Source organism: Ramlibacter sp. P4_H7, from assembly GCF_056400765.1.
In genome coordinates, this window is record NZ_JBFUKP010000006.1 from 229,712 (window position 1) to 246,639 (window position 16,928).

The window sequence follows — 16,928 nt, forward strand, 5'->3', positions numbered from 1 at the left end:
GTGAACTGTAGTCTTGTACAAGACTGAGTGGGGCTCTTGTGTCTTATATAAGAGTAAATAGTTTACTAAGTAAAATCAACGAGTTGCGCCTATCGTTTCGCAATGAGAAACGTGTTTTCTTGTATTGAGAAATTTTGCGGCATCGCACCATGGATGAATTTCACATAGAGAAACGCGTTTCACGATGTGTGAAACAGGATCCAGTCGCCGTGCCCGATCACCTTCTTGCCGCGAACCCGGGCCGGGTTGATCTCGTACACGAGACAGGACACCTGCTCGCGCTCCATCGCGATGTCCACCACGCGCTTGAAGTATTCGCTGTCGGCGCCCGGTGCGATCTGCTCGATGGCGTCTAGGATGGCCTCGAGTTCCGGCGTGATGCGGTACACCTCGCCGACGACGGTCACCGCCTCCTTGCCGCCCAGGGTCAGTCCCGGATACCAGTCGATGTGGTACAGGCTGCCCTGCACCTCCCCCATGCCCACGTACTCGGGCGCGGGAACGAGGCGATTGATGTCGTTCCGGCCGCCACGGCGCAGCGTGCCGTAGACGAAGACAAGGCGGGAAGGGGCTTCAGGCATCATGCGGCGTTTTCGCGGATGCCATTGTCGATGAGCTTCGTCCCGAGCCGACCGCTCGCCTATGCCTGCCTCGCACTCAGCATGTCGCTGGTCGGCAGCTATGTCGCCCTGTCGAAGCCGCTCGCCGCCGCCATTCCCGTGTTCCTGCTCGCCTGGCTGCGCTTCGGGATCGGCGGCCTGGCCATGCTGCACTGGTTGCGCCGTCCGCCCAACGAAGAGCCACTCACCAGGCGCACCAAGCGCCTGCTGTTCCTGGAATCCTTCCTGGGCAATTTCCTGTTCTCCCTGTGCATGCTGTTCGGCGTGAGCCTGACCAGCGCCGTGTCGGCCGGAGTGATCATGGCGGCCATCCCCGCCACCGTGGCCCTCCTGAGCTGGGCCTTCCTGCGGGAGCGCATCACCGGCCGCACCTGGGCGGCGATCGCCCTCGCGGCACTCGGCATCGGGCTGCTGGCAGTGGGCAAGGCGCCCGACGGCGCGGCCACGGGCGGGGACGACAGGGCATGGCTGGGAAATCTGCTGGTGCTGGGCGCCGTGGTCTGCGAGGCGTCCTATGCCGTGATCGGCAAAGCCCTGACCGGCGTTCTCGGCCCCAAGCGGATCACCGCCCTGATCAACCTATGGGGCTTTGCGCTGGTCACGCCGTTCGGGCTGTACACCGCCCTGCACTTCGACTTCGGCTCCGTGTCCGGGGGCGCGTGGCTGCTGCTCGTGTTCTACGCACTGGCAGCGAGCGTCTGGACCGTGTGGCTCTGGATGACGGGGCTGAAGGTCGTGCCCGCCGCGCAAGCCGGCGTGTTCACCGCGATGCTGCCGGTCTCGGCCGGCCTCGTCGGCGTGCTGGTCCTGGGGGAACAACTCGGCCTGCTGCAGATGCTCGCTTTCGCCGCCGCCCTGTTGGGCGTCCTGCTGGCTACCGCCCCGTCACCTTCCTGATCGCGGGCCTGATGTTCTCCCGCCGGGCCGGCGGCACCGCGGCGTGCTCGCGCGGGATGTTCAGGACGATGGACGTCGAGGTCTCGGTCAGCATGCAGAACTTCGTGACCACCGCGTCCAGGTGTTCGACGTCGATGACGGCGATCTCCATGATCCAGCTGTCCTCCCCCGTCACGTTGAAGGCGTTGACCACCTCCGGCGTCTGCTCGATCAGCTGGAGCATGCGACCGTATTCGACGCGGCCGGCGCGTACGAATGCACGGATCCCGTAGCCGAGCCGCTGGAAATCGACGACGGCGCGGTAGCCCTTGATGAAGCCGGCGATCTCCAGCTTGCGGACGCGCTCCGTCACGGCCGGCTGGGACAGGTGCACCTTGCGCCCCAGCTCCGCCATGCTGATGCGGGCTTCGCGCTGCAGCTCCTCCAGGATGCGCGTGTCATGGGCGTCGATCTCGGGAACTTCGGTGGACATGGGGAGTAACCTTCAAAACCAAGGCTGCATCAGCCTTTGACCTTGAATCATCCATGGAAGAGCGGGCGAAAGCAACCTAGCATTCCAGGCATGTCCACCGCCGCCCTCCCAAATCGCACCACCGATGCGCCGCTGCTGCTGCCCGCCCTGCTCTCCTGCTACCTGGTCTGGGGCTCCACCTACCTGGCCATCCGCCTCGCGCTCGTGAGCTTCCCGCCCTTCTTCCAGATGGGAACCCGGTTCCTCCTGGCCGGCGCCTTGCTGATGGCCTGGGTGCTGTCCCAGGTGCGCGCCGGCCGCGCCAGGCTTCCCACCCCGCGGGAATGGCGCAATGCCCTCGTGATCGGCGGCCTCATGCTGGGCGGAGGGATGGGCCTCACGGCCAGCGCGGAACAGCACGTGGGCTCGGGGCTGGTCGCCGCCTTCATCGCGGTCGTGCCGATGCTGGTGTGCGGCTGGGGCCTGGTGTTCGGCCAGCGTCCGCGCGCGTTCGAACTCGCAGGCATGGCCGTCGGCGTCGCGGGTGTGCTGATGCTCGTGCGCGGAGCCAGCTTCGCTGCATCGCCGCTGGGACTCGCGTGCATCGCCGGCGCGACGATGACCTGGTCGCTGGGCTCCGTGCTGTCCACGACCCGCTTTCCGCTGGCGCCGGGACCCTCAGGTTTCGCCAGCGAAATGTTGTGCGGTGGCGCGGTGTTGATGACGCTTTCTCTCGCACTGGGTGAGCAGTTTTCGCTGCCGCCGCAGCCGCTCGCGCTCGCAGCGTGGGCCTATCTCGTCGTGTTCGGATCGCTCATCGGCTTCAGCGCGTACCTCTACCTGCTCGCGAATGCGAGTGCCGCCGTCGCCACCAGCTATGCATTCGTGAACCCGGTGATCGCTCTCGCACTCGGCGTTTCCCTCGGTGGAGAGGCGCTCTCGGGGGGCGAATGGATCGCGTGCGGCGTGATCCTCGCCGGCGTGCTGCTGATCTTCAGAGGGAAAACAGCGTCTTCGCGCGGATGAAAAAGCAACATCTCCCAATGAAAAACCCCGTTTTCCGCTTGGACGCACCCTTTTTCTCCATTAGCATCCGCAGTGCCAGTGAGAGTGCAGTTTTCCACTGGTGGTGAACCATCAACTTCTAGAAGGAAATCAAATCATGGCAACTGCGAAAAAAGCGGCGAAGAAGGCGCCGGCGAAGAAGGCGCCGGCAAAGAAGGTCGCGGCGAAGAAGGCGCCGGCGAAGAAGGCTGCGGCCAAGAAGGCCCCGGCGAAGAAGGCCGCTCCGGCCAAGAAGGCAACTGCGAAGAAGGCCGCTCCGGCCAAGAAGGCTGCTGCGAAGAAGGCTCCCGCCAAGAAGCGCACCCCGAACGCAGCGTTCATGAAGCCGCTGACCCCGGACCAGTCGCTGGCCGCCGTCGTGGGCTCGGCTCCCCTGCCGCGCACCGAGATCGTCAGCAAGCTGTGGGCCTACATCAAGAAGAACAAGCTGCAAGACCAGGCGAACAAGCGCATGGTCAATGCAGACGACAAGCTGCGTGTGCTGTTCGGCAAGGGCCAAGTGTCCATGTTCGAGATGGCTGGCCTGATCGGCAAGCACGTCAAGTAATCGGGTCTTCCCGATCGCTGAAAAGGCCGGCATCCGCCGGCCTTTTTCTTTGCTGCGAGGCGCCCGCCGGGGAACGCGAGTCCTCGGACTCGTGCGCCTCAGGCGCCCTTCTTCAGCGCCGCCTCGCGGATGCCCGTCAAAGTGCCGCGCGTGGTGATCACTTCGGGATCCAGCACCACCTCGATCAGCGTGCCCTGCTTGCGCTCCAGCGCGGCCAGCAGTGCCGGCTCGAACTCTTCGGTGCGGGTGATGCGCGTCGCCTCGTAGCCATAGGCCTTGGCCAGGCCGACGAAGTCGGGATTGGCCAGGCGGGTGCCTGCGCCTTCCACGCGCGTCGGGTACTCGCGCTCCTGGTGCATGCGGATCGTGCCATACATGCCGTTGTTCAACAGGACGATGATCGAACGAGCGCCCTGCTGCGTGGCGGTCGCGAGCTCCTGTCCATTCATGAGGAAGTCACCGTCGCCGGCGACTGTGAGGGCAACCCGCCCGGACAGGATGTTCGCGGCGATGCCCGCCGGCACGCCGTAGCCCATCGCGCCCGAGGTTGGCGCCAGCTGCGTCTTGTGGCCCTTCACCAGTCCGTGGTGCTTGAAGAAGCGATGCGTCCAGGATGCGAAGTTGCCGGCGCCATTGGTGATGAGCGCATCTTCGGGCAGGTGCTTCTGCAGGGTGGCGACGATCGCCGGCATGTCGATGCTGCCCGGAAGCTTCTGCGGCACGAGGTTGCCCAGGTAGTCGGCGTTGGCCGCGGCCGTCCAGTCGGCCCAAGGCAGCTCGGGCGGCGCCGTCAGCACCTCGAGGGAGCGCGCGGCGGCATTCATCGTCGCGTTGATCGCCAGGTCTGCCTGGTAGACGCGGTTCAGTTCCTCGGCGCTCGCGTGGATGTGCACCAGCTTCTGCCGCGCCTTGGGAGGCGTCAGCAGCGTGTAGCCGCTGGTGGTCATCTCGCCCAGGCGGGGGCCGATGGCGAGGATGAGGTCGCTTTCCCGCACCCGCGCCGCCAGCTTCGGATTGATGCCGATGCCGACGTCCCCGGCGTACTGGGGGTGGTGGTTGTCGAAGGTGTCCTGGAAGCGGAACGCGTTGCCGACCGGCAGCTTCCAGTTCTCGGCGAAGCGCTGCAAGGCCTGGGCAGACTGTGGAGTCCAGCCGCCGCCGCCGGCGATCACGAATGGCTTCTTCGCGGCCAGCAGCATCTCGCGCAGCGTGCGCAGGGACCCGGGGTCGCTCCAGGCTTCCACCGCCTCCACCCGCGGCATAGGGCGCGCGCCGGTGCTCTTCGTCAGCATGTCTTCCGGCAATACCAGCACGACGGGTCCGGGACGGCCGTTCATGGCGGTGGCGAAGGCGCGGGCCACGTATTCGGGGATGCGGTCCGGCTCGTCGATGCGCTCGACGCGCTTGGCCATCCCCTTGGTGCTGGGCCCGAAGAAGCTGGTGTACTCCACCTCCTGGAACGCTTCGCGGTCGCGCTGGTCGCTGGCCACGTCGCCCACGAACAGCACCATGGGGGTGGAGTCCTGGAAGGCCGTGTGCACGCCGATGGAGGCGTTGGTCGCGCCCGGGCCGCGCGTGACGAAGCAGATGCCGGGACGGTTGCTCATCTTGCCGGCCGCTTCGGCCATGAAGGCGGCGCCGCCTTCCTGCCGGTTGATGACGAACTGGATGTCCTTGCGATACTTGTGGAAGCCGTCCAGCACCGCGAGGTAGCTCTCGCCCGGCACTCCGAAGGCATGCGTGACGCCCTGCGCCACGAGGCATTCGACGATGAGGTGGCCTGCGAGTTGGGTGGGTTCGGACATGATGCTTGACTTGATTAACTGACTGGTGAATTATCGGCCATGGCCCGAGACACAAGCCCTGCCGGCGAAGAACGCCTGCGCGATGCCGACCGCTCGCAAAGCACCATCTTAGCGGCGGCCCGCGACGAGTTCGCCGAATGCGGGCTGGGCGGCGCGCGCGTGGACCGCATCGCCGAACGCGCCGGCCTCAACAAGCGGCTGATCTATTACTACTTCGAGGACAAGGAAAGCCTGTTCCAGGCCGTGCTGGAACAGGCCTACCGCGACATCCGCACCGAGGAGATGAAGCTGCGGCTGACGGACCTGGAGCCGGCGGCCGCCGTGCGGCGGCTGATCGAGTTCACCTGGGACTACTACCTCGCGCATCCCGAGTTCATCACCCTGCTGAACAGCGCCAACCTGCACAAGGCGCGGCACCTGGCGGAATCGAAGCGCGCCAGGGAACTCAATTCGCCCCTGGTCGAGACGCTCGCCACCGTGCTGGAACGCGGGCGCCGAGACGGCAGTTTCCGCGGCGGCGTCGACCCGGTGCAGCTCTACGTCTCGATCGCCGGGCTCGCCTACTTCTACCTGTCCAACAGCTACACGCTCTCGGCCATCTTCGGCCGCGACCTGATGTCTTCCAAGGCCCGCAGCGAACGCCTGTCGCACATGACGGAGGTGATCCTGGGCTACCTCATCGCCGCCTGACCCCCGGAAAACCCGGGGCTTGCCTCTGGCGAAGTCTTGCCTATAATTCACCAAACAGTGAATTAACCACCCGCCCTTCGGAGACGAGCCATCAACTTCACTCGCCGCAACCTCGCCGCCAGCCTCTGCGCGCTGGCCTTTGCCGCCCCGTTGGCCGCCTTTGCGCAAGCGGGCTACCCGAACAAACCGATCAAGGTGATCGTTCCGTTCGCCGCGGGCAGCACCACGGACATCATTGCCCGTGCGATCACCGACAAGATGAGCCAGAGCATGGGCCAGCAGCTGGTGGTGGAGAACAAGGGCGGCGCCAGCGGCACCATCGGCCAGGCGCAGGTCGCGTCGGCCGCCGCCGACGGCTACACGGTGATAATCCATTCGTCCTCGCACACGGTCAGCCCGCACACCTTCGCCAAGCTCCCGTTCGATACCGAGAAGGACTTCGCCGGCGTCACGCCGATTTCCTCCACGCCGAACGTGCTGGTGATTTCCCCGGCCAAGGGCATGAAGTCGCTGAAGGACCTGCTCACCGCCGCGCGCGCCAAGCCCGGCAGCATGAACTTCGCGTCCGCCGGCCAGGGCAGCGCCACCCACCTCAACGCCGAGAAGTTCAAGCTCGCGGCAAAGATCGACGCGCAGAACATCCCCTTCAAGGGCTCCGCCGAGGCAGTGACCGAGGTCGTCGCCGGCCGGGTGGACTACTACTTCTCGCCGATCGCCCCGGTGATCGGCCAGATCCGCAACGGGCAGCTGCTGCCGCTGGCGGTGGGTTCGCCCAAGCGCGCCGCCGCCCTGCCCGACGTGCCCACGACCGCGGAAGCGGGGGTGCCGGGATCGGAGTTCAACTTCTGGATCGGCATGTTCGTGCCCGCGAAGACGCCGAAGGAGATCGTCGAGCGCCTCAACGCCGAGGTGGTGAAGGCCCTGAACACGCCGGAAGTGAAGGAGCGTTTCGCCGCACTCGGCGCCGATGCGTGGACCATGAAGGCGGCCGAGTTCGACGGCTACGTCCGCGACGAGATCAGGAGCAACGCCGCACTGGTCAGGGCCGCCGGCCTCGAAGTGCACAAGTAAGCCGAACAAGGAAAGGACCGCATATGCCGACCCAACGCCTCGGAATCATCATGCACGGCGTCACCGGACGCATGGGCATGAACCAGCACCTGATCCGCTCCATCGTGGCGATCCGCGCCCAGGGCGGCGTGACCCTCGCCAATGGCGACAAGGTCATGCCCGATCCCATCCTCATCGGCCGCAATGCCGAGAAGATCGAGGCTCTCGCCAAGGCGCACGGCATCGGGCGCTGGGGCACCGACCTCGACGCCGCGCTGGCGAACCCGGACGACACCGTGTTCTTCGACGCCGGCACGACCCAGATGCGTCCCAAGCTGCTGGCCAAGGCGCTGCGCGCCCGCAAGCACGTCTATTGCGAAAAGCCGATCGCCACCACGCTGGGTGAAGCGGTGGAGATCGCCAAGATGGCCGAGAAGTCGGGCCTCAAGCACGGCGCGGTGCAGGACAAGCTGTTCCTGCCCGGCCTGCGCAAGCTGGACATGCTGCGCCGCGCCGGCTTCTTCGGCCGCATGCTGTCGCTGCGCCTGGAGTTCGGCTACTGGGTGTTCGAGGGCGACCTGCAGCCGATCCAGCGCCCCAGCTGGAACTACCGCGCCGAGGACGGCGGCGGGATGATCCTGGACATGATGTGCCACTGGCGCTACGTGCTGGACAACCTGTTCGGCGAAGTGAAGTCCATCTCCTGCCTGGGCGCCACCCACATCCCGCAGCGCTGGGACGAGGACGGCAAGCCGTACAAGGCGACGGCCGACGATGCCGCCTATGCGATCGCGGAACTGGTCGGCCACAACGGCGAGCCGGTGATCGCCCAACTGAACATGTCGTGGGCGACCCGCGTGAACCGCGAGGACCTGGTGACCTTCCACGTCGACGGCACGCACGGTTCCGCCGTCGCCACGCTGACCGAGTGCAAGGCCCAGAGCCGCGTCAACACGCCGCGCCCGGTATGGAACCCGGACGTGAAGAACACCATGCAGTTCACCGAGCAGTGGCAGGCCGTGCCGGATACGCAGGTGTACGACAACGGCTTCAAGATCCAGTGGGAAGCCTTCATCCGCCACGTGGTGGAAGACGCGCCCTACAAGTGGACGCTGCCGGAAGGCGCCAAGGGCGTGCAGCTGGTGGAAGCCGCACTGCAAAGCTGGAAGGAACGCCGCTTCGTCGACGTGCCGCCTCTTCAGTTCTGAGAAACGCACCATGGCCCTGACGCTGCAACTGCCGACGCCTTCCGGTGTTCTGGAGAACTACACGCTGCGCGGAACTGCGCCCGTGCGGCCCGCCCAGGGCGTGAAGTTCAACCGCATTGCCTACTCCGCCGCCCACGTGGTGGCCAATCCATTGGCCGCCATCGACCCGTGGCTGCAGGCTGCCATCGACTGGGACGCGACCATCGCCTACCGGCAACGGCTGTGGTCGCTGGGCCTGGGCGTGGCGGAAGCCATGGACACGGCGCAGCGCGGAATGGGCCTGGACTGGCCGACTTCCCTGGAGCTCATTCGCCGCTCGCTCGATGCCGCGCGTGACGTGCCCGGCGCGCTGGTCGCGTCCGGCTGCGGCACCGACCACCTCGCGCCCGAAGACGCGCGGAACGTCGACGACGTGATCCGCGCCTACGAGGAACAGATGGCCGCCATCGAGAAGCTGGGCGGCAAGCTGATCGTGATGGCCAGCCGCGCGCTGGCCCGCGTGGCGAAATCGCCGGCCGATTACGAGAAGGTGTACGGCCGCATCCTGTCGCAGGCGAAACAGCCGGTGGTGCTGCACTGGCTGGGCGACATGTTCGATCCGGCGCTGGCCGGATATTGGGGCACGCAGGACATCGACGCGGCCATGGACACGGCGTTGGGCATCATCGCCGCGCACGCCTCCAAGGTCGACGGCATCAAGATCTCGCTGCTGGACAAGGACAAGGAGATCGCGATGCGCCGGCGCCTGCCCGCGGGCGTGCGCATGTACACGGGCGACGACTTCAACTACGCCGAACTGATCGCCGGCGACGGCTTCGGCCGGGAACCCACTCACGGCAGGAGCGACGCGCTGCTGGGCATCTTCGACGCAATCGCGCCGGCGGCCAGCGCGGCGCTCGGCGAACTGGCGCAGGGCAACATCGAGAGGTTCCACGCGATCCTCGGGCCGACGGTGCCCTTGTCGCGGCACATCTTTGCGGCGCCCACGCGCTTCTACAAGACCGGCGTCGTCTTCATGGCCTGGCTCAATGGCCACCAGAAGCACTTCACGATGGTCGGCGGCCAGCAAAGCACGCGCAGCCTGCCGCACCTCGCCGAGCTGTTCCGGCTGGCCGACGCGGCCAACCTGCTGGAGCAGCCCGGGCTGGCCACGCGCCGCATGGCGACGCTGCTGGCGCTGCACGGCGTCGAATAGCCCCACCAAGGAGACAGCATGTTCAAGTCCGCGCTCAAACTGGTGCTGGCCGCCGGCCTCGCAGCCGCCAGCCTCTCCTCACTCGCCCAGGCCTGGCCCGCGCGGCCGGTCCGGGTGATCATCCCCTTCCCGCCCGGCGGCACGCTGGACACGGTGGGCCGGCAGCTGGCGCAGAAGCTGGGCGACCAGCTGGGACAGCCCTTCGTCGTGGAGAACCGGCCGGGCGGCAACGGCTCCATCGGCGCCGACGTCGTCGCGCGCGCGCCGGCCGACGGCTACACGCTGCTGTTCAACGCCTCGACCTTCGTCAGCGCGCCGATGACGATGAAGTCCACGCCCTACTCCGTCGTGAAGGATTTCCAGCCGATCGCGCTGGTCGCCAAGGCGCCGCTGTCGGTCGCGATCAACAAGAACCTGCCGATCACCGACATCAAGTCGCTGATCGCTTATGCCAAGGCCCATCCGGGCAAGATGACGTTCGCGGTGGGGTCGATCGGCTCGGCCGGCCACCTGTCCACCGAACTGCTCAAGCGCAGCGGCAACATCGAGTACATGGTGGTGCCGTACAAGGGCACGGCGCCGGCCTTCCAGGACCTGATCGGCGGCCAGATCGACGGCTTCATCGACCCCATCCTCGGCTCGGTGCAGTACCACAAGAGCGGCATGCTGCGCGTCGTCGCCGTCACCTCCAGCACGCGCGCGCCCAACCTGCCCGACGTGCCCACCGTGGCCGAGACGATCCCCGGCTTCGAGTTCTACAGCTGGTACGGGCTGTGGGGCCCGGCGAAGCTGCCGGCCGACGTCACGAACAAGCTGAACGCCGAGGCGAACAAGGCGCTCGCCGGCGACATGCGCGACAAGCTGGCGCAGCAGGGGCTGCTGCTCACGCCGGGGTCGGTCGAGGATTTCGCCAGGTTCCAGGCCGCCGACATGGCGCGCATGCAGAAGATCATCACCGATGGCAACATCCACGTCGAATGAACGCGGCCGCGCGCTGGTGACGGGCAGCAGCTCCGGCATCGGCCTGGCCACGGCGCGGCGCCTGCTCGCCGACGGCTGGCAGGTGTGCGGCTTCGACGTCGCTCCGCCCGCGGTGGAGGATGCGCACTTCACGCCGGTGACGGTGGACCTGTGCGACGCGCAGGCCCTCGCCGGCGCGATCGCCGGCGCCGGACGCTTCGGTGCGGTCGTGCACGCGGCGGGCATCCTGCGGCCGGCCTCGCTCGGGCACCTGGATCCCGCCCACGGCGAAACGATGTGGCGGCTGCACGTRCAGGCCGCGACACAGCTCGCCGATGCCCTGCTGCCCGCCATGGCGCAAGCCGGCCACGGCCGCATGGTCCTCGTCGGCAGCCGGGTGGCGCGCGGCATCGCCGGGCGCAGCCAGTACGCTGCCAGCAAGGCGGCGGTCGCTTCTCTGGCGCGCAGCTGGGCGGCCGAAGTGGTCACCGCCGGCGTGACGGTCAACGTGGTCGCCCCCGCGGCCACGCAGACCGGCATGCTCAGCGATCCGGCCCGCCAGGGCACGCCATCGCGCATGCCGCCGATCGGCCGCCTGATCCAGCCCGAGGAAGTCGCTTCACTGATCGCCTACTTGCTGTCGCCCGCCGCGGCGGCGATCACCGGGCAGGAGATCCAGATCTGCGGCGGCACCTCGCTGGCGCCGTGACCATGGACGCGCCGCAATCCGTCGGCATCGTCGGCCTGGGCCTGGTCGGCCAGGCGCTTGCCGGCCGCCTGCTGGCCGCGGGATTCCGCGTGCACGGCTTCGACCTGCGCGAAGAGGCGCGGCAGGCCGTGCAGGTGCTCGGCGCCGTGGCGGAGCCGTCGCCGCAGGCCGTGGGCGCGGCCTGCTCCTTCGTGCTGCTGGCGGTGTTCGATTCGAAGGACGTCCAGGCCGTGCTCGAGGCGCCCGACGGCCTGCTGGCGAGCGGCCACCGCGTGCGCACCATCGTCGATTGCTCTACCGGCACGCCCGAGATCCTGCAGGCCCTCGCGGCGCGACTGCGGGCCCGCGGCGTCGATTTCCTCGAGGGCCCGCTCTCCGGCTCCAGCCAGCAGATCGCCGCGGGCGAAGCCACGCTGCTCCTCGCCGGCGATGCCGACGCGGTGGCGCGCTGCACGCCGGTGCTCGAGGCGATCGCGCGCGAGCGCATCCACGTCGGCGCCGCCGGCATGGCCGCCCGGGCGAAGCTGGCCACCAACCTGGTGCTGGGGCTCAACCGCGCCGTGCTGGCCGAAGGGATGGCCTTCGCCGAAAGCCTCGGCATCGCGCCGGAGGCATTCCTGCGGCTGGTGCTGGCCACGCCGGCGCGCTCGGCGGCCGCCGAAGTGAAGGGGCCGATGATGGCCAGCGGCCGCTTCGAGCCGCAATCGCGCATCCGCCAGCACCTCAAGGACGTGGACCTCATGCTCGAGGCGGCGCGCGCCGCCGGCCAGCCGCTGCCGCTGTCGCAGGTGCACGCAGGCCTGATGCGCGCCGCGATCGACGCCGGCGACGGCGACCTGGACAACGCAGCGATCGTGCGCCAATGGCGGCGCGACCGCACTTCTTCCTCCTGAATCCATGCGCGACTTTTCCCGAGACCATCGCTGGCTGTCGATCAACACCGCCACCGTGCGCAAGAGCCGCGGCGTCGACCTGCCGCTGCCGGACATCATCGAGGCGTGCGTGCGTCGTGGCATCCGCGCGATCTCGCCCTGGCGCGACCAGGTGCACGCCGCCGGCCTGGCGACCTTCTCGAAGCTGGTGCGCGCGCACGGGCTCGAACTCTCCGGCTACTGCCGCGGGGGCATGTTCCCCGCCGCGGATGCGGCCGGCCGCCAAGCGGCACGCGACGACAACCGCCGCGCCGTCGATGAGGCCGTGGAACTGGGCGCGAAGTGCCTGGTGCTGGTGGTCGGCGGATTGCCCGGCGCGCTGCAGGGGCACGCGCAGCACAAGGACATCGCGCAGGCGCGCACCCAGGTGCGGGATGGGATCTTCGAATTATTGGAGTACGCGCGCCAGGCGCGCATGCCGCTCGCCATCGAGCCGCTGCACCCCATGTACGCGGCCGATCGCGCCTGCGTCAACACGCTGGAGCAGGCGCTGGACCTGTGCGACGAACTGGACGCCGCCCGGACGGGCGCGCTAGGCGTGGCCGTGGACGTCTACCACGTGTGGTGGGATCCCAAGCTGCAGCAGCAGATCGCGCGCGCCGGCCGCGATCGCCTGCTCGCTTTCCATGTGTGCGACTGGCTGACGCCGACCACGGACCTGTTGAACGACCGCGGGATGATGGGCGACGGCGTCATCGACATCCCGCGCATCCGGGGATGGGTCGAGGCGCAGGGATTCGCCGGCTACAGCGAAGTGGAGATCTTCTCCACGGGGAACTGGTGGCAGCGGCCGCACGACGAGGTGCTGGACACCTGCATCGCGCGGCACCGCACGGTGGTCTGAAGGCTTACTGGACCGGCTGCAGGCCCGGGCGCGCCGAAGAGGTCGCGCCGGTGCTGGAAGCGGACGACTCGATCTCGCCGGAGAGCTGGCCGCCCTCCTCGATCACCACCTTGCCGTAGCGCACCTTGCCGGTGACCTTGCCGGTGGAAAAGATCACCAGCTTCTGGCGCACGGTCAGGTTGCCGTCGAACAGGCCGCGGATCTCGGCGACGTCGATTTCGGCGGAGCCCTTGAACGAACCGCGCTCCGAGATCTGGATCACGCGGGAATCCATGGTCGCCTCCACCGAGCCCTCCACCACCAGGGTGTCGCAATCGGTGATCTCCACGCCCTTCAGCTTGATGTTCGGTCCGACGGTCAGCTTGCTTTCGCCTTCCTTGGCCGGCGTGCCGACCGGGGAAGCAGAGGCAGCCGCAGGCTGCTGCGTGGCCGCGGCGGCCGGTGCCTGGCCCGAGGCGGCGGCGGCATTGGGGCTCACGCCCGCACGCGGATACGCGTCTTCGCGCTTGTTGTTGTTGTTGAAGAAGGGGGATTGCAGTGCCATGTGGCGGTTCCTCTGAGAATGAAGCGAAGAGCTGCGATGCTACGCAGGCGCCACCCTCCAAGTTCGTCTGCGAGCGAAATAAGGGTAACGAATGGCGTTGCGATGTCCCCGAGGCGGACCCACTCCATCGCAATGGTTACGCCGAATGGACGCTTGCATACTGCCGCGCCACGCATCACCATTTGCGCCAGGACGGAGGGAAACATGATGAAGCAATGGGTGCGATGCGTGTGTGGTGCCGTCGCAATGCTGGCATGCACCGGTTCCTGGGCCGGCACACCGCCCGACTCCGAAGAGTTCGAGGTCAGCGCGACCAACCTGCTCGCAGTCCTGCGCGAGAGCCCGGGTGAGAACAAGCAGGACGAGGCGCTCGCGCCCTACGGAAAGATCTCCGCCAAGCTCCCGGACGGCCGCGTGGTCGAATTCGAAGCCAGCTGGTTCCAGTACCTCGGCGACATGCACCTGCGGCTGGTGTTCGACGGCCAGCTGCGCGTGCAGAGCGCCGCACCCGAGGACCTGGAACGGCTGAAGCTCTCGCCGGACGAGGCGCTGAACCAGGCCGTGGACAACCTGCGCAGGCGCTACGGCGCGCCCGTGGCGGAACCGTGGACTGGCGGCGTGATGCAGGTGCACGGCAATGCACCCGAATTGGACAGCAGCTACTTCCTCGACCGCATGTTCTGGCTGGAACAACTGGAGCGCTCGCCCGCCGGCGTGGTCGCTGCCGTGCCGGAGCGCGGCGGACTGGTGTTTGCGCGGGCCGACGACGAATCCGCGGTGGCCACCTTGCGCTTCAGCGCCGCCGCACTGTTCGCGAGCAAGGACAGCACGCGCATCTCCTCCGGGCTGTACCTGTTCAAGGACGGTCGCTGGTCGGTGTTCCAGCCGCCGCAGCGGCCCAACGGCGACGATTAACCCACCGAGAGCCGGCCCGCGACGCGGAAGGCGCCGCCGGGTCGCGGCTCGACGATCACCATTTCTGCCGTGCCGGGCGAGACGCCGGTGAGCGCGTAGGTCGTCGAACCGTGCGTGACCATGAACACGTTGCCGCCCGCGACCGGTCGCCCCACCAGCGCCCGCAAGGCCGCGACCTGCGCGGCTTCGAGCTCGGCCCGGCCGAACAGGTTGCCGAGCGCGGGCTCGACTTCCGCGTCGCGGCCGAAGGCCAGCCGCGCCGTGTCCAGGCACCGGCACCACGGACTGGACAGCAGGCCGGCGACAGGCACGCGGCGGGCGCGCAGTTCCTCGCCCAGCCGGCGCGCATCGCTCCGGCCCTGCTCGCTCAGGTTGCGCTGGGTTGCGCACACCCCGAGGCGAAAGCCCGGCGGGTCCCCCACTCCCGTATCCGTCACCGCATGCCGCAGCAGCACGGCATGGCCGCCGCGTCCCAGCAATGCCCACAAGGCCTCGTCCGCCCGCGCGCCCGGCGCGAGCGCGCCCAACAGCAAGCCCTGCAGCAGCATCCTGCGGTCCATGGCACACCTCCGGCGACCATGATGCCAGCGTGCTAGCCTGCCGGCATGAAGCGGCGCACCCTCCTGCAGTGGTCGGCGCTCGCGGCCGCCGGGCACGCGGCCGCGCAGTCCACGCCTCTCACGCGAGCCATCCCCTCCACGGGCGAACCGATCCCGCGGGTCGGCCTGGGCACCTGGATCACCTTCAACGTCGGCCAGGACCCGCCGGCGCGCGCCCACTGCGCGCAGGTGATCCGCGCCTTCTTCGATGCGGGCGGGCGGCTCATCGATTCCTCCCCCATGTACGGCTCGTCGCAAGGCGTGGTCGGCGACGCGTTGCGCACCTTGGACGCGCAGCAGCGCGTGTTCTCCGCCGACAAGGTCTGGACCTCGGGCGACGGCGCCGCGCAGGTGGAAACGTCGCGCGGCCTGTGGCAGGTGGCACGGTTCGACCTCCTGCAGGTGCACAACCTGCTGGCGTGGGAGAAACAGCTGCCGCTGCTGCAGGCGTTGAAGGAGCGCGGCCGCCTGCGCTACGTGGGGATCACGACTTCCGAGGGACGACGCCATCGCGACTTCGAGCGCCTCCTGCGCGATCACCGATTGGACTTCGTGCAGCTCACCTACAACCTCGTCGACCGGGAAGCGGAGGAGCGCCTGCTGCCGCTGGCCGCCGAGCGAGGCACGGCCGTCCTGATCAACCGCCCCTTCCAGGAAGGCGACCTGCTGCGCCGGCTGCAGAGGCATCCGCTGCCGCCCTGGGCGGCGGAGATCGGCTGCGGCAGCTGGGCCCAGTTCGCACTCAAGTTCGTGATCAGCCACCCGGCGGTCACCTGCGCCATCCCCGCCACACGGCGCGTCGAACACGTGCGCGAGAACATGGCCACGGCGCGAGGCCCCATGCCTGACGAGGCCATGCGCCGGCGCATGGCTGCCCTCGTGGCCGGCTTATGACGGAGTGGTGGACCTACGGCCTGTCCGACTTCCTGATGTTCTCGCCGGAGACCTACTGGCGGCTGGTGGCGCGCCACAACGCCGCAGGGTGGCCGGCACAGCTGTGGACGGCCGCGGTTCCTGCCGTGCTGCTCGTGGCGCTCCGGGGAGGATCCGCGGCGACGGCTCGCGCCGCACTGCTCGTGCTGGCGCTTGCCTGGGCGTGGCTGGGCCATGCCTTCTATGGGCAGCACTACAGCGAAATCTTCCTGGGTGCGCGCTGGATCGCAGGCGCCTGCGGGGTCCAGTCCCTCCTGCTCGCGGGCACGGCACTGTTGCCGCTGCGCGGGCCGAGCCCGGCACCGCGCCTCGCGGCCTCTGCGTTGCTCGCGGCAGCGCTCTGCTATCCGCTGCTGGCGCCGCTGACGGGACATCCGTGGACCGAGGCCGAGGTCTTCGCCTTCATGCCGGAGCCGACGGCCCTGGCCACCCTCGGCGCGGCCGCTGGATTGCGGCGGGCTCCGGCTGCCGCTCGCTTGGGACTGGCCGTCCTGCCGCTGCTGTCCCTGGTGCTGGGCGCCGCCACGCGCTGGCTGATTGCCTGACCGCGCTCAGAACGTGACGCTGAAGCGATAGCCCCGGAATCGCAGCACCGCCGCGTGCGGCCGGATCTGTTCCAGCACGACGCCTGGCGCGACCTCGGCACCTTCGCTCATGACCTGTCCGCCCACGATCAGCATGCGCTGCGCGGCATTCTCGGAATGCACGCCGCCCGAGATGGCGAGCTTGGGCAGGTCGCGCTGGATCTCGGGAGGCAGCTCGGCCACGCCGAACACGCGCTCCGACGTTGGCACGACGGCCTGCGGCGATGCCTGCATGGAAGGCGCAGGAGGTTTGCCGGATGCGGGACCGGGGACGAAGGGCGCTGCGGCAACGCCCGGCGCGCCGGGCGCAGCGGGGACGCCGGGCACGCCGGCAATGGCCGGCGGCGGGGGCGGCATGCGGGAGCCGGACCGCTGCGGAT

Annotated in this window: 20 protein-coding genes; 14 read left to right on the forward strand and 6 right to left on the reverse strand. The window is 68.3% G+C overall.

Annotation, left to right across the window (positions count from 1 at the left end; all coding sequences use genetic code 11):
• Nucleotides 1-179: 179 nt before the first annotated feature.
• A complete protein-coding gene (locus AC1DSA_RS11395) occupies nt 180-581 on the reverse strand; it encodes a gamma-glutamylcyclotransferase family protein (RefSeq protein ID WP_477889110.1) in 402 nt (133 codons plus the stop codon).
• Nucleotides 582-611: 30 nt separating this feature from the next.
• Here AC1DSA_RS11395 and AC1DSA_RS11400 point away from each other — a divergent pair, with 30 nt between their 5' ends.
• Nucleotides 612-1,517, forward strand: a complete 906-nt coding sequence (locus AC1DSA_RS11400) for a DMT family transporter (protein ID WP_477889112.1) — start codon at nt 612-614, stop codon at nt 1,515-1,517.
• Here AC1DSA_RS11400 and AC1DSA_RS11405 read toward each other — a convergent pair.
• Complete coding sequence (locus tag AC1DSA_RS11405; protein WP_477889114.1) at nt 1,495-1,989, reverse strand: Lrp/AsnC family transcriptional regulator; 495 nt, start codon at nt 1,987-1,989, stop codon at nt 1,495-1,497. The genes AC1DSA_RS11400 and AC1DSA_RS11405 overlap by 23 nt on opposite strands.
• Nucleotides 1,990-2,079: 90 nt before the next feature.
• On the opposite strand from AC1DSA_RS11405, the gene yedA reads away from it, so the two are divergent.
• A complete protein-coding gene (gene yedA, locus AC1DSA_RS11410; RefSeq protein ID WP_477889116.1) occupies nt 2,080-2,994 on the forward strand; it encodes a drug/metabolite exporter YedA in 915 nt (304 codons plus the stop codon).
• Nucleotides 2,995-3,130: 136 nt separating this feature from the next.
• Nucleotides 3,131-3,580 carry an SWIB/MDM2 domain-containing protein gene (locus AC1DSA_RS11415; protein ID WP_477889118.1) on the forward strand — a complete coding sequence of 150 codons (450 nt, stop codon included), beginning with the start codon at nt 3,131-3,133 and terminating at the stop codon, nt 3,578-3,580.
• 98 nt (nt 3,581-3,678) lie between these two features.
• On the opposite strand, the gene AC1DSA_RS11420 is transcribed toward AC1DSA_RS11415, so the two are convergent.
• Nucleotides 3,679-5,385 (reverse strand): thiamine pyrophosphate-binding protein, encoded by a 1,707-nt coding sequence (locus tag AC1DSA_RS11420; RefSeq protein ID WP_477889120.1) that lies wholly within the window; start codon nt 5,383-5,385, stop codon nt 3,679-3,681.
• 39 nt (nt 5,386-5,424) lie between these two features.
• Between AC1DSA_RS11420 and AC1DSA_RS11425 the strand changes: the two genes are divergently transcribed.
• The 8 genes from AC1DSA_RS11425 (at nt 5,425) to AC1DSA_RS11460 (ending at nt 12,973) form a co-directional block, all read left to right on the forward strand.
• Entirely contained in the window at nt 5,425-6,075 is a 651-nt protein-coding gene (locus AC1DSA_RS11425) for a TetR/AcrR family transcriptional regulator (protein ID WP_477889122.1), read from the forward strand.
• Between the two features lie 90 nt (nt 6,076-6,165).
• Nucleotides 6,166-7,146 carry a tripartite tricarboxylate transporter substrate binding protein gene (locus AC1DSA_RS11430; RefSeq protein ID WP_477889164.1) on the forward strand — a complete coding sequence of 327 codons (981 nt, stop codon included), beginning with the start codon at nt 6,166-6,168 and terminating at the stop codon, nt 7,144-7,146.
• 23 nt (nt 7,147-7,169) lie between these two features.
• Nucleotides 7,170-8,333 (forward strand): Gfo/Idh/MocA family protein, encoded by a 1,164-nt coding sequence (locus tag AC1DSA_RS11435; protein ID WP_477889124.1) that lies wholly within the window; start codon nt 7,170-7,172, stop codon nt 8,331-8,333.
• A gap of 10 nt (nt 8,334-8,343) precedes the next feature.
• Nucleotides 8,344-9,528 (forward strand): dihydrodipicolinate synthase family protein, encoded by a 1,185-nt coding sequence (locus AC1DSA_RS11440; protein WP_477889126.1) that lies wholly within the window; start codon nt 8,344-8,346, stop codon nt 9,526-9,528.
• Nucleotides 9,529-9,546: 18 nt separating this feature from the next.
• Nucleotides 9,547-10,509, forward strand: coding sequence for a Bug family tripartite tricarboxylate transporter substrate binding protein (locus AC1DSA_RS11445; RefSeq protein ID WP_477889128.1), 963 nt, complete (start codon nt 9,547-9,549; stop codon nt 10,507-10,509).
• Nucleotides 10,487-11,197 carry an SDR family NAD(P)-dependent oxidoreductase gene (locus tag AC1DSA_RS11450; protein WP_477889130.1) on the forward strand — a complete coding sequence of 237 codons (711 nt, stop codon included), beginning with the start codon at nt 10,487-10,489 and terminating at the stop codon, nt 11,195-11,197. Before AC1DSA_RS11445 ends, AC1DSA_RS11450 begins: the two co-directional genes overlap by 23 nt.
• 2 nt (nt 11,198-11,199) lie before the next feature.
• Complete coding sequence (locus AC1DSA_RS11455) at nt 11,200-12,090, forward strand: NAD(P)-dependent oxidoreductase (RefSeq protein ID WP_477889132.1); 891 nt, start codon at nt 11,200-11,202, stop codon at nt 12,088-12,090.
• Between the two features lie 4 nt (nt 12,091-12,094).
• Nucleotides 12,095-12,973, forward strand: coding sequence for a sugar phosphate isomerase/epimerase family protein (locus AC1DSA_RS11460; protein ID WP_477889134.1), 879 nt, complete (start codon nt 12,095-12,097; stop codon nt 12,971-12,973).
• 4 nt (nt 12,974-12,977) lie between these two features.
• Here the strand turns inward: AC1DSA_RS11460 and AC1DSA_RS11465 are convergent, their stop codons facing one another.
• Nucleotides 12,978-13,517 carry a bactofilin family protein gene (locus AC1DSA_RS11465; RefSeq protein WP_477889136.1) on the reverse strand — a complete coding sequence of 180 codons (540 nt, stop codon included), beginning with the start codon at nt 13,515-13,517 and terminating at the stop codon, nt 12,978-12,980.
• Between the two features lie 246 nt (nt 13,518-13,763).
• On the opposite strand from AC1DSA_RS11465, the gene AC1DSA_RS11470 reads away from it, so the two are divergent.
• The gene (locus tag AC1DSA_RS11470) at nt 13,764-14,432 is read left to right on the forward strand and encodes a hypothetical protein (protein ID WP_477889138.1); all 669 of its coding nucleotides are present in this window, start codon (nt 13,764-13,766) and stop codon (nt 14,430-14,432) included.
• Here the strand turns inward: AC1DSA_RS11470 and AC1DSA_RS11475 are convergent.
• Nucleotides 14,429-14,992, reverse strand: coding sequence for a histidine phosphatase family protein (locus AC1DSA_RS11475; protein ID WP_477889140.1), 564 nt, complete (start codon nt 14,990-14,992; stop codon nt 14,429-14,431). The genes AC1DSA_RS11470 and AC1DSA_RS11475 overlap by 4 nt on opposite strands.
• Nucleotides 14,993-15,037: 45 nt before the next feature.
• Here AC1DSA_RS11475 and AC1DSA_RS11480 point away from each other — a divergent pair, with 45 nt between their 5' ends.
• Together AC1DSA_RS11480 and AC1DSA_RS11485 are read left to right on the forward strand one after the other, a co-directional pair.
• Nucleotides 15,038-15,925: an aldo/keto reductase gene (locus tag AC1DSA_RS11480; protein ID WP_477889142.1), complete on the forward strand. Its 888-nt coding sequence runs from the start codon at nt 15,038-15,040 to the stop codon at nt 15,923-15,925.
• Entirely contained in the window at nt 15,922-16,509 is a 588-nt protein-coding gene (locus AC1DSA_RS11485) for a DUF6064 family protein (protein ID WP_477889144.1), read from the forward strand. The genes AC1DSA_RS11480 and AC1DSA_RS11485 overlap by 4 nt, the downstream gene beginning before the upstream one ends.
• A gap of 6 nt (nt 16,510-16,515) precedes the next feature.
• Here the strand turns inward: AC1DSA_RS11485 and AC1DSA_RS11490 are convergent.
• Nucleotides 16,516-16,928: general secretion pathway protein GspB (locus AC1DSA_RS11490; RefSeq protein ID WP_477889146.1), on the reverse strand; the 413-nt coding region annotated here is incomplete at its 5' end.

What these genes read in the sequence shown, in the direction of transcription:
- AC1DSA_RS11455 (WP_477889132.1), top strand. Translation starts at nt 11,200, where the DNA reads ATGGACGCGCCGCAATCCGTCGGCATCGTCGGCCTGGGCCTGGTCGGC.
- AC1DSA_RS11425 (WP_477889122.1), top strand. Translation starts at nt 5,425, where the DNA reads ATGGCCCGAGACACAAGCCCTGCCGGCGAAGAACGCCTGCGCGATGCC.
- AC1DSA_RS11440 (WP_477889126.1), top strand. Translation starts at nt 8,344, where the DNA reads ATGGCCCTGACGCTGCAACTGCCGACGCCTTCCGGTGTTCTGGAGAAC.
- AC1DSA_RS11475 (WP_477889140.1), bottom strand. Translation starts at nt 14,992, where the DNA reads ATGGACCGCAGGATGCTGCTGCAGGGCTTGCTGTTGGGCGCGCTCGCG.
- AC1DSA_RS11480 (WP_477889142.1), top strand. Translation starts at nt 15,038, where the DNA reads ATGAAGCGGCGCACCCTCCTGCAGTGGTCGGCGCTCGCGGCCGCCGGG.
- yedA (WP_477889116.1), top strand. Translation starts at nt 2,080, where the DNA reads ATGTCCACCGCCGCCCTCCCAAATCGCACCACCGATGCGCCGCTGCTG.
- AC1DSA_RS11400 (WP_477889112.1), top strand. Translation starts at nt 612, where the DNA reads ATGAGCTTCGTCCCGAGCCGACCGCTCGCCTATGCCTGCCTCGCACTC.
- AC1DSA_RS11395 (WP_477889110.1), bottom strand. Translation starts at nt 581, where the DNA reads ATGCCTGAAGCCCCTTCCCGCCTTGTCTTCGTCTACGGCACGCTGCGC.
- AC1DSA_RS11485 (WP_477889144.1), top strand. Translation starts at nt 15,922, where the DNA reads ATGACGGAGTGGTGGACCTACGGCCTGTCCGACTTCCTGATGTTCTCG.
- AC1DSA_RS11415 (WP_477889118.1), top strand. Translation starts at nt 3,131, where the DNA reads ATGGCAACTGCGAAAAAAGCGGCGAAGAAGGCGCCGGCGAAGAAGGCG.
- AC1DSA_RS11420 (WP_477889120.1), bottom strand. Translation starts at nt 5,385, where the DNA reads ATGTCCGAACCCACCCAACTCGCAGGCCACCTCATCGTCGAATGCCTC.
- AC1DSA_RS11435 (WP_477889124.1), top strand. Translation starts at nt 7,170, where the DNA reads ATGCCGACCCAACGCCTCGGAATCATCATGCACGGCGTCACCGGACGC.
- AC1DSA_RS11470 (WP_477889138.1), top strand. Translation starts at nt 13,764, where the DNA reads ATGCTGGCATGCACCGGTTCCTGGGCCGGCACACCGCCCGACTCCGAA.
- AC1DSA_RS11465 (WP_477889136.1), bottom strand. Translation starts at nt 13,517, where the DNA reads ATGGCACTGCAATCCCCCTTCTTCAACAACAACAACAAGCGCGAAGAC.
- AC1DSA_RS11405 (WP_477889114.1), bottom strand. Translation starts at nt 1,989, where the DNA reads ATGTCCACCGAAGTTCCCGAGATCGACGCCCATGACACGCGCATCCTG.
- AC1DSA_RS11445 (WP_477889128.1), top strand. Translation starts at nt 9,547, where the DNA reads ATGTTCAAGTCCGCGCTCAAACTGGTGCTGGCCGCCGGCCTCGCAGCC.
- AC1DSA_RS11460 (WP_477889134.1), top strand. Translation starts at nt 12,095, where the DNA reads ATGCGCGACTTTTCCCGAGACCATCGCTGGCTGTCGATCAACACCGCC.